Source organism: Brevibacillus sp. MER 51 (assembly GCF_023714195.1).
GTDB lineage: Bacteria > Bacillota > Bacilli > Brevibacillales > Brevibacillaceae > Brevibacillus.
Genome location: NZ_JAMAUS010000005.1, coordinates 87555 through 101960, shown reverse-complemented (window position 1 = coordinate 101960; position 14406 = coordinate 87555). Strand labels below are relative to the sequence as shown.

16 protein-coding genes and 1 riboswitch are annotated in these 14406 nt (G+C 46.7%); of the genes, 10 read left to right on the top strand and 6 right to left on the bottom strand.

What is annotated here, in order from left to right; translation table 11 throughout:
• Positions 1-73 precede the first annotated feature (73 nt).
• A complete protein-coding gene (locus M3630_RS12590) occupies positions 74-955 on the bottom strand; it encodes a carboxylesterase (RefSeq protein ID WP_251252328.1) in 882 nt (293 codons plus the stop codon).
• A gap of 337 nt (positions 956-1292) precedes the next feature.
• Here M3630_RS12590 and M3630_RS12585 point away from each other — a divergent pair, with 337 nt between their 5' ends.
• Together M3630_RS12585 and M3630_RS12580 are read left to right on the top strand one after the other, a co-directional pair.
• Positions 1293-2228, top strand: a complete 936-nt coding sequence (locus M3630_RS12585) for an ATP-dependent DNA ligase (protein ID WP_251252327.1) — start codon at positions 1293-1295, stop codon at positions 2226-2228.
• A 408-nt stretch (positions 2229-2636) separates the two neighbouring features.
• Positions 2637-2966: a DUF1904 family protein gene (locus tag M3630_RS12580; RefSeq protein WP_251252326.1), complete on the top strand. Its 330-nt coding sequence runs from the start codon at positions 2637-2639 to the stop codon at positions 2964-2966.
• Positions 2967-3013: 47 nt separating this feature from the next.
• On the opposite strand, the gene M3630_RS12575 is transcribed toward M3630_RS12580, so the two are convergent.
• Positions 3014-3184 (bottom strand): hypothetical protein, encoded by a 171-nt coding sequence (locus M3630_RS12575; protein WP_173608069.1) that lies wholly within the window; start codon positions 3182-3184, stop codon positions 3014-3016.
• Between the two features lie 15 nt (positions 3185-3199).
• Positions 3200-4954 carry a phosphomethylpyrimidine synthase ThiC gene (thiC, locus tag M3630_RS12570; RefSeq protein WP_251252325.1) on the bottom strand — a complete coding sequence of 585 codons (1755 nt, stop codon included), beginning with the start codon at positions 4952-4954 and terminating at the stop codon, positions 3200-3202.
• Positions 4955-5103: 149 nt separating this feature from the next.
• Positions 5104-5216, bottom strand: a riboswitch (TPP riboswitch).
• Positions 5217-5463: 247 nt separating this feature from the next.
• Between thiC and M3630_RS12565 the strand changes: the two genes are divergently transcribed.
• Positions 5464-6345 (top strand): cation diffusion facilitator family transporter, encoded by an 882-nt coding sequence (locus M3630_RS12565; protein WP_221868391.1) that lies wholly within the window; start codon positions 5464-5466, stop codon positions 6343-6345.
• A gap of 62 nt (positions 6346-6407) precedes the next feature.
• Here M3630_RS12565 and ku read toward each other — a convergent pair whose 3' ends face one another.
• Together ku and M3630_RS12555 are read right to left on the bottom strand one after the other, a co-directional pair.
• Positions 6408-7367, bottom strand: coding sequence for a non-homologous end joining protein Ku (gene ku / locus M3630_RS12560; RefSeq protein WP_173608066.1), 960 nt, complete (start codon positions 7365-7367; stop codon positions 6408-6410).
• Between the two features lie 122 nt (positions 7368-7489).
• A complete protein-coding gene (locus M3630_RS12555) occupies positions 7490-7633 on the bottom strand; it encodes a hypothetical protein (RefSeq protein WP_016743266.1) in 144 nt (47 codons plus the stop codon).
• A gap of 444 nt (positions 7634-8077) precedes the next feature.
• Between M3630_RS12555 and rsmD the strand changes: the two genes are divergently transcribed.
• Positions 8078-8644 (top strand): 16S rRNA (guanine(966)-N(2))-methyltransferase RsmD, encoded by a 567-nt coding sequence (gene rsmD, locus M3630_RS12550; RefSeq protein ID WP_173608065.1) that lies wholly within the window; start codon positions 8078-8080, stop codon positions 8642-8644.
• A gap of 47 nt (positions 8645-8691) precedes the next feature.
• The gene (gene coaD, locus M3630_RS12545; protein ID WP_188068726.1) at positions 8692-9171 is read left to right on the top strand and encodes a pantetheine-phosphate adenylyltransferase; all 480 of its coding nucleotides are present in this window, start codon (positions 8692-8694) and stop codon (positions 9169-9171) included.
• Between the two features lie 4 nt (positions 9172-9175).
• On the opposite strand, the gene ylbJ is transcribed toward coaD, so the two are convergent.
• Positions 9176-10405: a sporulation integral membrane protein YlbJ gene (gene ylbJ, locus M3630_RS12540; RefSeq protein ID WP_251252324.1), complete on the bottom strand. Its 1230-nt coding sequence runs from the start codon at positions 10403-10405 to the stop codon at positions 9176-9178.
• A 147-nt stretch (positions 10406-10552) separates the two neighbouring features.
• On the opposite strand from ylbJ, the gene M3630_RS12535 reads away from it, so the two are divergent.
• From M3630_RS12535 to M3630_RS12515, 5 genes are all read left to right on the top strand, one after another.
• Complete coding sequence (locus tag M3630_RS12535; protein ID WP_251252323.1) at positions 10553-11347, top strand: patatin-like phospholipase family protein; 795 nt, start codon at positions 10553-10555, stop codon at positions 11345-11347.
• Positions 11344-12411 (top strand): SepM family pheromone-processing serine protease, encoded by a 1068-nt coding sequence (locus M3630_RS12530; RefSeq protein WP_251252322.1) that lies wholly within the window; start codon positions 11344-11346, stop codon positions 12409-12411. Before M3630_RS12535 ends, M3630_RS12530 begins: the two co-directional genes overlap by 4 nt.
• Before the next feature lie 85 nt (positions 12412-12496).
• The gene (locus M3630_RS12525) at positions 12497-13015 is read left to right on the top strand and encodes a YceD family protein (RefSeq protein ID WP_221868388.1); all 519 of its coding nucleotides are present in this window, start codon (positions 12497-12499) and stop codon (positions 13013-13015) included.
• Positions 13016-13155: 140 nt separating this feature from the next.
• Positions 13156-13326, top strand: a complete 171-nt coding sequence (gene rpmF, locus M3630_RS12520) for a 50S ribosomal protein L32 (RefSeq protein WP_005834357.1) — start codon at positions 13156-13158, stop codon at positions 13324-13326.
• Between the two features lie 151 nt (positions 13327-13477).
• Positions 13478-14239: a DeoR/GlpR family DNA-binding transcription regulator gene (locus tag M3630_RS12515; protein ID WP_251252321.1), complete on the top strand. Its 762-nt coding sequence runs from the start codon at positions 13478-13480 to the stop codon at positions 14237-14239.
• Positions 14240-14406 lie beyond the last annotated feature (167 nt).

Genomic DNA, 14406 nt, shown 5'->3' with positions numbered 1-14406 from the left:
GAGGGGCTGGATTCTTTCCGTGAAAGCGCGCCAGCCTTCATACATCTTTGCATTCAACTTTTTCTGTCTTTCATTAATCTAAAAATCTCAATACACGTCCATTAACGTATTCTGGCTGTTCCATCGACAAAACGTGGCCAGCATTTTTTACGATTTCCGCTTCTATACCGGGAACAAAAGTCGAAGCACGATGGAAAGCGGATTGTGGGTCATAAATGACTTCGTGCTCGCTAAGCAATAAGAGAATCGGAACTTTTACTGATTTTAATTCATCGTCAGTGAAAACATACGGGAATCCATCAGCTTTAGGTTGTGGATTTCGTAATTCATCCTCCCACATCACTCCAGCATGAAACTGCCTTGCAAAATGTGGGTGTAACACGTAACGATCGCCCATTATCCACTTTAAAAAATTCTCAACGCCGTTAGGCAGAGTAAGACCAAGTGCATATTTGTAGAAATCTGGATGAAATGATACGAATGTTTCCGCAGGACTAAGTAAAACTGCCTTTTCTACTCTCTCGACTGCACGTAAAACAAAATTCATAACATGAAGCCCACCAAGCGAAAGTCCAACCATATTTGCCTTTTTGATACCTAGATTGTCAAACACATCGAGAAGCCATTCGGCATAACCCGCTCTCGTACCGTTTAAATCCTCAGGAATACTTTTGTTCTTATCGCCCATGATATCAATTGCATATGTCCGGTATTTGCGGCTCCAATCGGCAATATTTGGATACCACATGGTGGAACTAAACAATGCTCCGTGTAGCAATACGAGTGGTGGTGCATCCTTTGGTCCACTTGCAATAATATGCGTTTGTCCGAAACGGGTAGTTACATAAAATGCTTCGTAAGTAACTGGCCAAAGAGTAAGGCTTTCTTCATAGGTTTCGTAATAGTGAATGCCACTGTCATTTCGTGATGCATTGAACGATGTATGGTTAGACATACAATGCTTCCTCCTAGAGTAATACAAATGTAGTTTTAAATATAATACAGGTTGTTAAAATCGTCAATAATACAAATAAATAGAGGTTTATATTACTATAACAGATGGAAATAAAAAAGTATAACAGAATGATATCCTTGGTAATTCCTTGAATTGCAGTATTAAATATTGAAGCAGATGTTCCGCCACAAGCCACATTGTTCCCTCGCGGGGGGCGGGACTGAGCGTGGCATTATTTTCAAGAATACTCTTCTTTAATTGGGACAAACTCAAGCAAGGAAGTTTCTCAAAACTTAAGTATTCTTAAGGAATTTTGCCCCCTTTTCTGAGGTGAAAGATGAATCCAATTATACCTATGGAGCCAATTAGCTGTGAGAATATACCCCAAGGGGACGAGTGGATTGCCCAAGTTAAATGGGATGGGGTTCGAATCCTGACTTACTTTGATGGAAAGGGAACTCGTTTATACAATCGGAGAATAAATGAGCGGACCCACCAATACCCAGAGTTAGCTCACATACAGACATATTGCAATGCTCGCTCGGTGATCTTAGATGGAGAAGTGATTGCATTAGGAACTGACGGAAAACCCTCATTTCATGAAGTGATGCGGCGGGATGGGATTAGACGATTGGAGAAAGTCAGCCAGGCACAGAAGGCTGTCCCCATTACTTATATGATCTTTGATGTCATATTTACAAATAATGAGTGGAAAATCGATCTTACATTGAGCGAACGTATCAACTTATTACAAGAAATCATTATTCCCAATGACCATGTACAATTGGTTGATGGTCATGATAATGGAAATGCTATGTATGAGATCATTAAGCAGCACGGTATGGAAGGCATAGTTATGAAGAATCTTAACAGCAAATATGTCATTGGTGGGAAAGAGAAGCAATGGCAAAAGAAAAAATACTATCGTGACACCATAGCTGTCGTTGGGGGAGTTACGCTGCGTGATAACGTTGTGAATTCCCTCTTGTTAGGGCTGTATGATCTGGAAGGGCGCTTATTTTATATAGGCCACGCAGGAACAGGCAAATTAACTCGAAATGACTGGATGGCCTTGACGGAAAAGATTGTGCCTTTGATACAAAATGATATGCCATTTGTAAATACCCCAGCAAGGTTCAAGGGTGCTGTGTGGTTAAGACCAACTGTCACGGTTAAGGTACAATTCGCGGAATGGACAGATGGCTATACGTTGCGGCAACCGAGTATTCAAGCAGTTGTTGATGTACCTGTTGATTACTGTGTATTGGAGTAGAGTCTCTTGGTGCAACACAGAACAAAAAACATCCCATAAATAGTGGGATGTTTTTAATATTGCTTCTTTGTGTTTGTCATCCTATGTATGTAGAGCTGGCGGATGCATTCCTGTTAGAATTTTACGAAACTTTTTTATTGATTAAGTATTAAATTCGAGCTATACTACCTGTATAAAGTAACTGGGTTAGCGGGTTGGGCTGTATCTGGTTGAGCTGCTTCCTCCTTCCGTGGTACGTCCACCACACCTCATGGAAGGGAGCTGCTCTCTGATATGGCCCTCTTTGCGCCTCTCGCCCCAGTTGGGAATGTTTGTTGTTCACTTTCTTTAATCCTTTTTTCATTGATATACAAATAGAGACTTGTTTATAATGACTGTGCGAACTCATTTACGAAAGAAGGAATTGACTTGCCGTTTCTTCGGTTTAAAGGCTTTGCGAAGCAAGACATAGAGCCCATTTCTCAGATTCTTATAGAAGAGTTTTCCCAAATTGCTGAGGTAGCTCAAGAAAAGGTGAAATTGGAGCTGCTTCAGGTGGAGCAACTAACGAACAGTCCTTTGTCTGTAGAGATCATGATGTTTCCCCGTGAACAAAAGCAACATGATGCGATTGCAAACGCGGTCCACGGCATTTTGAAGAAGCAAGGCTTTTTGCAAGTTCATATTTTCTTCATCCTGTTATCGCCCACTCTCTATTATAAAGAAGGACTTCCGTTGCAAGTCGGAATGGCGAAATAAGCAAGAAAAAGGTCGAGATCCTTCAAAAGGATTTCGACCTTTTTCTATTAATAATAGAGGCTTTCGGATTGCAGGCACTTGGAGCATGTACGCGTAAGTGGCGTTTCGATATAGACGTGACTGCAATCCTGTTGAATGAGTCGCAATTGTTGTTTAGAGTGCTCTAGCTCAGCCTCTAGTCGAAGGATCTTTTCGCGTAAACGACTGGCTTCCTCCATATGAATCCCCCTTCATTACGACTGATACAAACGGCTTCCCTGTTCGCGGAACTCACGCGATTTTTCCTGCATCCCTGCAAGAATGGCGGGATCTTGCGCAGCCCCTTGTTCATTGGCGATGTGACGAATGTCGTGCGATATTTTCATGCTGCAAAATTTAGGACCGCACATGGAACAAAAATGGGCAGATTTGGCGGCTTCTGCTGGCAACGTTTCATCGTGATATTCGCGGGCGCGCTCCGGGTCCAGCGACAAATTGAATTGATCGTTCCAGCGAAAATCAAAACGAGCTTTGGATAAGGCATCGTCTCGCTGTTTTGCCCGCGGATGTCCTTTTGCGAGATCAGCGGCATGCGCAGCGATTTTGTATGCGATTAAACCGTTGCGGACATCCTCTTTATTCGGAAGGCCGAGATGTTCCTTGGGCGTTACATAGCAGAGCATCGCTGTTCCGAACCATCCAATCATGGCAGCGCCAATCGCTGAAGTAATGTGATCATAGCCGGGGGCAATGTCTGTCGTGAGCGGCCCGAGTGTGTAAAAAGGGGCCTCATGGCAAATGGATAACTGTTTATCCATATTTTCACGAATGAGATGCATGGGGACGTGACCGGGGCCTTCAATCATGACTTGTACGTCGTGTTCCCACGCAATTTTTGTGAGTTCCCCCAATGTTTCAAGCTCCGCGAACTGTGCCTCATCATTCGCATCCGCGATAGAGCCAGGACGTAGTCCATCTCCAAGGGATACACAAATGTCATAGGCCTTCAGAATTTCGCAAATTTCAGCGAAATGCGTATACAGAAAGTTTTCCTCGTGATGGGCTAGGCACCATGCCGCCAAAATCGATCCGCCGCGAGAGACGATACCGGTAACGCGGTTAGCTGTCATGGGGATGTAGCGCAAAAGAACACCAGCATGAATCGTGAAGTAATCGACGCCTTGCTCCGCTTGCTCAATCAAGGTGTCTCGGTAAACCTCCCATGTCAAATCCTCGGCTTTGCCATTTACTTTTTCAAGTGCTTGATAAATCGGGACAGTACCAACTGGAACGGGACTGTTGCGGATAATCCACTCCCGCGTGGTGTGTATATGTTTTCCCGTCGAGAGGTCCATAATGGTGTCGGCACCCCAACGGACAGACCAAATCATTTTTTCGACCTCTTCTTCCATGGAAGAGCTGACGGCTGATGTTCCGATGTTGGCATTGATTTTGACATGAAAGTTGCGGCCAATGATCATCGGCTCGCTCTCAGGATGATTGATGTTAGAAGGGAGGATCGCACGTCCAGCGGCGATTTCTGCCCGTACAAATTCAGGAGAGACCCCCTCGCGAATGGCAACGTATTCCATTTCCGGTGTGATGATATTTTTTCGGGCATAATGAAGCTGGGTAACATTTTTGCCTGGCTTTGCCCGTTTAGGTTTGTAGCCCTCTCGAGGGAAAGTGGGGAGGGTGACAGCCTTCTCTTCGTTTCGGATGCCGTCGTCGACTAGTTGTGGTTCGCGACCGACATACGTTTCCACATCATTTCGCTCATCAATCCATTGGTGGCGAATGGAGGGGAGTCCTGCTTGAATGTCAGGGACATAACCGGATGCAGTATACTCGCCACTCGTATCATACACGCGAATGGGAGGATTGGGTGTGGAGCCGGACAATCCTTCGGTAGGATGAAGAGAAATCTCGCGCATCGGGACACGGATGTCCGCACGACTACCTGTCTCGTATACTTTGCGACTACCTGGAAAAGATGACACCAATGACATAAGAAAAACCTCCTTGTTTTGGTTGCACGAAAGCGAGAACCGTTTAGGGAGGCGAAAGAAACATCCCGCGAAAAAGCGCCGCATAAACAACATGCGACGCCAACGCGAGAGTAGAGAAGAAACGGGTATCCTAAAAATACACGTATCTTTTCGTGTCGTATATGACATTCCTCCGCTGGCATTACCCAGTTCAGGTTCAACGGTCGATGGCACAGTACCATCCTCTCAGCCTGGTGAATTCCAAGCTCCCGTGCTTTTTTATTTTTGGATTGCAACAATAGGATAACGGGAAGTCAAGTTAATTTCAAGGATAATTTTCTAGTGAAAAATTGCAGGTGTGCAACACATTTTCCTCCCCCCTATTCTCATGAATCGGACTAAAACTGTTTCTGTAGACCCACATGATTCCTATCTGTTACGATGAAGTTCGAAAAAAAGCAACTGCTTCCAGCGCTTTGATTTTCCGCGTTGTCGAAGCAGGATGGAGAAGTATTTTGAGGTGATGAGGTATGGATGTTTATTCGGATCTAAAACAAGGAGAACGTGGAGCGTGGGTGAGTATTTTTGCCTACATTTTCTGCTCTGTATTAAAAATAGGAGTTGCGTATGTCACAGCGTCGGAAGCTTTAATGGCCGACGGTCTTAACAACTCAACAGATGTGGTCGCATCAATTGCTGTTTTGATCGGGCTGCGTATTGCAAGGAAACCACCTGACAAAGATCACCCGTATGGCCATTTCCGGGCAGAGACGATTTCAGCACTTGTCGCATCATTTATTATGCTATTTGTCGGAGTTCAGGTCATTACGAATGCCGTACCATCCTTGTTTGATCCACAACATTCGGCTCCTGACCTGTTAGCAGGATGGACAGCACTTGCAACTGCCGTTATTATGCTTTTTGTCTATCGCTACAATAAAAAGCTCGCCATCAAAACAAACAGCCAAGCACTGGATGCAGCGGCCGCTGACAACCGCTCAGATGCATTCGTCAGTATCGGGACGTTTATCGGGGTAGCTGGCGCACAGTTTCAATTGCATTGGCTCGATCCATTAGCTGCTTTTGTTGTTGGTCTCATTATCTTGAAGACTGCGTGGGACATTTTCAGAGAAGCAACCCACCGTTTAACAGATGGCTTCGACGAAAGTGAGCTTGCGGACCTGCGGGCAACGATTTCCTCGATTTCAGGAGTAAAGGATATCAGTGACATCAAAGCCCGCTACCATGGAAGCAGCGTGCTGGTTGATGTTGTGATCCATGTAGATCCAGGGCTGAATGTGGTGGAGAGCCACACCATCACCGAAAAAATTGAAGAACAGATGCGCAAGATTCACCGCATTAACGCCGTTCATATCCATATTGAACCGTGCAGGAAAATGGCGCCTAGTTAGATTCCATCATGGGAATACAAAAAACCTGTCCAGTGTGGGCAGGTTTTTTTTGTTATGTGCTGCTAACCAGAGGTAGCCTTCTTTTTGCGCAGTGTTTTGGTTGTAGAAGTAGTCGTAGTTTTTTTGGGATCGGCTGCGGTCGGCTTTTTCGATGCTTGCTCTTTTTCGGAAGAGGAGGCAGCAGTGGTGCGTTTTCGCGCAGGCTTTGAAGGAGTCGGTTCCGGTTCGATTTTGATGGGTACTGCGGCTTGACCGGCTGTAGACTCCAAGCTTTCTTTTAGGGCTTGCATGAGATCAATAACATTGGTTCTTGCCACAGTAGGTGCAGTGGCGATTTCCTGACCCTCCAATTTTTTCTCAATCAGTTTTTGCAGGTCGGATCGATATTCATCCGTATATTTTGCCGGATCAAAAGGGAGCGTCATATTGCTAATGAGCTCAGTTGCCATTTTCAGTTCGTTTTCGGCCAACGTTACATTGGCCTCAGGCAAGGCAGGCACTTGATTGACGGGGCGTACCTCATCCGGATAGAAGATTGTCTCCAGCATGATGCAATGTTCATACAGTCGGATAACGGCCAGGCTTTGCCGATTGCGCATCGTCACCTGTGCAACGCCGATCTTTCCTGTTTGTTCCATAGCCGATCGCAGCAAGGCGTATGCTTTTTCGCCGGTGTCTTGTGGAGATAGGAAATAGCTCTTGTGAAAATAAACAGGATCAATCTCCGACAAGTCTACGAAGTCGATAATTTCAATGGCTCTGCGTGTTTCTGGAGTAATGGCTTCCAGATCATCATCGTCGATCATGACAAAATGTCCTTTTTCGTATTCGAAGCCACGGACGATTTCATTCGTATCGACCTCGCGCTGGCAGTGCGGGCACATTTTCGTGTACTTGATCGGGGTATTGCACTCTTTATGCAGTTGGCGAAAGCGAATATCGCGCTCTTCCGTTGCAGTAAACATGCGAACAGGTATATTGACGAGGCCGAAGCTGATTGAACCCTTCCACACCGTATGCATGCGGATACCTCCTTCACAGTCATTTTGAATAGTATCTGTATCCCTTTAGAAGAAGTGCCGAGGGAATTGAAGGTGGAAAAGTAAAAAGCCAGCCGATTCGATGCGGCTGGCTACATATGCAACTATTGTCCATGTTTGACGATGTCCGATTGATCTGCACGCGATTGCATGTCACGCGCCAGTTCGACGTCTTTGCCTGTGCGGTCTGCAATGGACTGGGCTTTGGACGCCTTCAGCTTTTGTGCGGACGGTCGCTTTTCTGCCATGATTGACTCACTCCCTTCAGGCAATCTACATGTAGAGGGTGTTGCAGGTACATGTAGTATGCGCTGGACACAAAAAAATACCCCATCGCCAAATGACGAGGGGCAGCCGTTCAACTCCTCCCGATGAAGGGAGCGATGGCACGAAATGCTCCTATCAGACACGTCGTGCGCCAAAGTGAACAGCCTTTCAATTATGGGAGAGGAGAAACCGGAGGAAGAGCTTATGGGGAAACGTAAGTCTTCTCCGCGGTTGTCAGCGACACCGTTGCGTCGCTATTCATCATCTTTTCCAATAGTATGGGGTTGTATACCTTCTTGCGCATAAATTTTTCCAGTTGCTAATTTTACGGGTGTATGCAGTTGTGATAGTATGATATCATTCTCAGTCTTAGAAAATCGCGTCTTAAAACATACATATCAGGAAAGCAGACAGGTGAAATGAGTATGCGAGTCATCGCTGGAGAACACAGAGGAAGACGGTTGGCAGCAGTCCCGGGCAAAGGAACCAGACCGACAACCGATAAAGTCAAAGAATCGATTTTTAATATGATTGGCCCCTATTTCGATGGTGGTTGGGCATTGGACCTATACGCAGGAACAGGTGGTCTCGGGATCGAGGCATTGAGTAGGGGAGTGGATCGAGCTGTTTTTGTGGAGCGAGATCCCAAAGCGTTTGCCGTGGTAAAACAAAACGTCAGCACTTGCAGGCTGGACGATTATGCCGAGCTATATCGCATGGATGCGGAGCGCGCCATTCGCACACTGAGTACCCGCCATCAAAAATTTGATCTTGTCTTTTTGGACCCGCCATACGCCCAGCAAAAGATTGTCGAAGAAATTGCGATGTTACAGGAGCTGGGAATGTTGGCGGACGGAGCTTGGATCGTGGCTGAGCATGATATCGCAGACTCCTTTCCGGATGCGATTGGTTATTGTGTGAAGGATCGAGCAGCGAAGTATGGGGATACGGCCATTACCGTTTATTATTACGATTTGGAACCACAAGCCTAACTTTCAAATTAAGGTGCGTAAAGAACACCAAGGGAGGATAACCCGCTATGGCAATCGCCGTATGTTCAGGAAGCTTCGACCCTGTTACTTATGGGCATCTCGACATTATTGCGCGGGGTGCCAACGTTTTTGATAAGGTCATTGTCGCCGTCTTGATCAATTCAAAGAAAAACTCATTATTCAGCGTAGAAGAGCGTGTCGAATTGCTTCGTCAGGTAACGGCTGACATGAAAAATGTAGAAGTGGACTCATTTGACGGCTTATTAATTGACTATATGAACAAAAAGGGCGCACAGGTGATCATTCGTGGCCTTCGTGCTGTTTCTGATTTTGAATATGAGATGCAAGTCGCCTCGATTAATAAAAAACTCGATGAAAATATCGAAACGTTTTTCATGATGACGAACAATCAATATTCGTACTTGAGTTCAAGTATTGTGAAGGAAGTTGCGAAATACAAGGCGAGTGTCGCAGATTTGGTGCCGCCAATCGTAGAAGAGGCACTGAAGCGAAAAATGGCCGAGTAGATTATCACGTCTTACTGCGGTTCATGCGCGAAAGAGCCAGGCTGGTACACAAAAGAATTGCACCAACGCCGATGGCGAGTCCCCCTGATAATAGCAAGGTCTCCCACCAACTCGTCGCAGGGACCTCAGGTTTCGCATGCACAAATACAGGGACGGCTTGCTCCACGAGCCAGGAGCTGACTGTGGCAAGTGGCCCCCAAAAGACGAAGGTCAAAATCGCAGCTAGCAAAGCATGCAGGGATCTGGCAATCAAGTAAGGGGCGACACGAATATCCGTTTCACTCAAGATACTTGCGACCTGCGCGTGAACACTCAAACCGCCCCAAGACAATATCGCACTGGCAATGGCTGCTTTCCAGACCAGGGAAACTTCATCAGGGACAATGCTCGCTGCCTGTGCGCCGAGGGTTACTTCGAACAATCCTGCCACAATTGCTTGGGAAAAGGCTGGCGGAAAACCAAAGGGACCGAGAAAAATCGAGAGAAGCGTACTGATGATTTGTGTCAGATGAATCGTGGAGAAAAGTTGGATTAATACCGAAAAAACAATGATGAAACCACCGATCATGAGCAAGGTATTCAGAGCGGATTGCACTGCTTCTCCCATTAATTTTCCGAACGGACGTCCGTCACGGACACGTGCCCGATGCATCGCTTGCAAGGCTCGTAAAGGAAGAGGCAATGAATTTTTCTCCAATGGGGCTGAAGTTATGGCAAAAGGCGCATGAAAACGATAGACCACACCCATGAGTACAGCTGACAAATAATGAGTCAGAGCTAGAATGATGCCCATTTGCTCACTGTGGAAAAAGCCGATTGCCACTGCTCCCATGACGAATAAAGGGTCTCCCGTCGTTGTAAAAGAGACGAGTCGTTCCCCCTCAGCCTTCGTCACATTGCCTTGCAGACGCAGGCGTGTTGTCAGCTTTGCGGCTACCGGATAGCCGGACGAGAAGCCCATTGCCAGCACGAACCCGCCAGTTCCCGGAACGTTAAACAGTGGGCGCATGAATGGCTCCAGTAACACGCCGACGAAATGAACGACGCCCAGACCCATCAACACCTCAGACAGCACAATAAAGGGAAGAGTAGAGGGAAAAACTACCTCCCACCATATTTTCAGACCGCGTACGGCAGCTTCAAAAGAAATCTGTGAGTATGCGATCAACGAAATAACAATGAAAACTGTCGAAATGGCGAGCAACAATGTAAGTACGGGTGAGTGGCGTGACATGGATTCCTCCTGAATCGAAGAAAAGTAGTAGTACATGTCTACGTGGCAAGCGGGAGAACTATGCGTAAGCTTGGTCGACGAATATCTCCCAAGTGTGAAAGGAACAGCGATTTACCACATAGGCTGGTTACAGGGAGGGGTTTTTCCATGCAGACAAGACGTAAACCAATCGTGGGTGTAGCCCTGGGTTCAGGAGGCGCTCGCGGTTTTGCGCATATTGGTGTATTGAATGCGCTAGAAGCACATGGTATTCAGATTGACATGCTCGCTGGCTCCAGTATGGGCAGTTTGATTGGAGCTGTCTATGCCAACGGAATTGAACCGCACATGATGGGAAAGCTTGCCTTGAATTTAAAACGCAAGCATTGGCTCGATTTGACCGTACCCAGCATGGGCTTTGTTACGGGGGAAAAGATCAAACAATTGATTCGTCTGTTAACGCACGGAAAGCGCTTGGAAGAGCTGAATAAGCCCCTTGCCATTGTAGCGACGGATATTGAATCAGGGGAGCGCGTCGTATTTCGTGAAGGCCCGATTGATCAAGCGGTGAGGGCGAGCATATCCATTCCAGGCATCTTCGTCCCTGAAAAAGTAGGGGGGCGGCTTTTGGTCGACGGAGGAGTAATTGATCGCGTGCCGGTGACGGTGCTGCGTGAAATGGGTGCCGATATCGTGATTGCGGTAGATGTCGCCCAATTCGACACTCGGATGGAAGTCAAAAGTATTTTTGATGTGATCGCCCAAACGATTGATGTCATGGAAAGGGAAATTCTGCGACATCGAATCATTGCGGCAGACATCGTAATCAGGCCTGATGTTGGACACTATAGCAGTATCGCGTACACGGGTGTCGAAGAAATTATCGAGCTAGGCAAACGTGCGGGTACTGAACATATCGAACGCATACAGGAACTAATTGCAAATTGGGAGGCACAAGAATGAGTGAGGAACAGCTTTATGCCAACAGACGCAGATCTACAGGAACCAGAGGCTTTAGCTGGATACTTGCCTTGGTCTTTGTCTTGTTGGGCATTTCCTTTTTTGTACCGACGAATTATTACGTGAGTCGTCCGGGGTCAGCGATTGAGTTGGGGCCGATGATTCAAGTGGAAGGCGGCAAGAAAGACGAGACCGGCTCCTTCATGCTCACGACGGTTCGAATGGGCGAAGCGAATTTGCCGTGGTATTGGTATGCAAAAATGGCGCAGGATGTTGAGCTATTGCCCAAGGAGTTGGTTGTCAGCAAGGGAGAAGACAGCGAAGATTTTATCCGTCGAGAACAAGCGGTCATGGACAATTCACAAAAAATTGCGGAGGCAGTCGCATTCCGTCTTGCCGGCTTCGAAGTGAAAATCGAGAAGCAGGGTGTGTGGGTGATGGGTACCTTGGAAGGGTTCCCTGCCCATAAAGCATTGCAAATCGGAGATGTCATTACGTTTGTAGACGGGGTTCGCACATCTGAGGCAAAAGATTTGCTGACAGCCCTCTCTGCAAAAAAAGCAGGCGACCAAGTCGAAATTACGTACACAAGAGATGGACAAGAGGCCAAAACGATGTTAACCTTGGAACCACTACCTGAGTCCAAGTCAGTTGGAATTGGTGTACGCCCTGACAACAAACAGGAAATCATCATTCCAAAAGAAGTTACCATTGCCTCTCAAGGGATTGGTGGTCCTTCTGCTGGGTTAATGATGACCCTGGAGATTTATGACCAGTTAAATACGAAGACGGATTTGACAAAAGGCTATAAAATTGCAGGAACAGGCACGATTTCGTTAGACGGAAAAGTAGGCAGGATCGGTGGCATTAATCAAAAGGTAATCGCAGCGGACAAAGCGGGCGCAGAGATCTTCTTTGCTCCACAGGATACGCCAGATACGACTTCCAATTACGAGGAGGCGTTAGCGACTGCCAAGCGGATTGGAACTTCAATGAAAGTGGTTCCGGTCAAGACGGTGGAAGAAGCGATTACGTACTTGAATGGACAAAAACCGAAATCTACCTGAGCAAACTAGCTGTCAAGCAAAAATGGTTGACAAAGCTTTGGGCAGGGTCTATAATCATCTTTGTTGTGCATGAGGTGAAAATGCTATGAACATTAAGTTAGCAGAGTTAGAGCACCGAAAAGGAGAGCCGTTGCCATTCCAGGTAACCTTGGAAGCAGATGAGCTAAAGAAGCGTCATCATGAGATTCGCGGGATTAGTCCTGTGACTGCGAGTGGTGAAGCCGTTCAGCTGGGCAATCTCTATTACGTAAAAGGAAGCATGAAGGCAGACGTGAATTTTGTCTGTGCGAGATGCTTGAATCCTTTTGTCGATCAGGCAACAGTAGATTTCTCTGAGACATTTGCGCTTGCGGATGATCCAATTCTGCAAGATGACGAGGACAGCGATATCCTTCCTTTGGAAGGCGATGAAATCGAGCTGGACTCGCTGTTGCAAGAGGACTTCTTACTGGCAATGCCGACCTTCCCGCTTTGCGAGGAGGATTGCAAAGGTCTGTGCCCGACTTGCGGTGTGAACCGTAACGAAGTGGCATGCAGCTGCAAGAATGAGCGTGTTGACCCGCGTTTGGCTGGGTTGGCTGACTTTTTCAAAGACAGCAAATAAGTATTCTTACTGTATTCAAGATGATTCGCCGACCATTCGTGGCAGCGTCTCATTTTTGAAGGATGGCATAAGCATTTTGCCTATACTGTCCACCCAATAGAGCTTCTTAGCATTTGTCAGTTGAAGGAGGTGTAAGGAAGATGGCAGTACCTCAACGGAGAACTTCCAAAACCCGTAAAAGAATGCGTCGTACGCACTTCAAATTAGAGATTCCAGGCATGATCAAATGCGATAATTGCAGCGAATACAAGCTTGCGCATCGTGTTTGCCCAAGCTGCGGTCACTACAAAGGCGTGAAAGTAGCGAAGTAATATTCGCTGCTAAGAAAGCAAGGTGAGAAATCGCCTTGCTTTTTTTGTTCCTTCCTATTGCTTATCATTACTTACAAATGCTTATTATCACTTGTGTAAATGACTTAAATGACTTATAATGTAGTCAAGATAAGGATGGGGTTGAGGCTTCGTGTTTCAAGAGGAGAGGTTGGCTGCAATTCTTGCGTATCTGCAGGAGCACCAGCGAATCAGTGTGCAAGAAGTAGTTGAGCAGTTTGGGGTTTCCCGTGACACAGCGAGGCGTGATATCGTCAAGCTGGAGGAGCAGGGACAAATCCTGCGGACCAGGGGAGGAGCAGTACTGCCCAGCCTCAACAAAAAGAACTACTCCCATCAGGAACGAATGCAGCTTGATTTGACAGGAAAGCGCAGTATTGCGACAGCGGCGGCCCGTCTGATCAAAGACGGCGATTACATGCTGCTCGATGCGTCTACAACTGTTCAGCTCACGGTGGAATCGTTGCAGACCCGCGATCATGTCATCATCACGAACTCATTAGCGACTGCCGCCAGTATGTCCCGAAAAGAAGGCGTTCTTGTCAAGCTTTTGGGCGGAGACGTGCATGCAGAGGATCAATGTGTGCTCGGTACACGCGTAATTCAAAACCTCGCTGATTTTCATGTCGATAAAGTGCTGGTTGGTGCATGTGGTCTTACAAAGGAAGGGCTCATGTCCACGCAGGAGGATCACGGCTTTCTGATCAAAGAAATGATCAAGCGCGCCGATCAAGTGATCATACTCACTGACCATACCAAGTTTGGAAAAAGCATGTTGTATCGCGTTGCAGGTTTTGACCAGATCGATATTATCGTGACCGATAAGCTGCCTGAAAAGGAAATAGCTGAGGCTTTGCACGCTAACGATGTAGAGGTGATTGTAGCTTCCACATGAAGCTATTGATCCATAAAAAAGAGGATAAGTTCCATTTGGCTGGCGTGAATGGGTGACCAGCGTGACAGCAAATGGATTTATCAGAAAGAGTCCTTCAAATGGGAAGGACTCTTTCTTTTTTTCTTGCATTTATGTACTGCCCCTGCTATTCTGATAATCCTGACTTT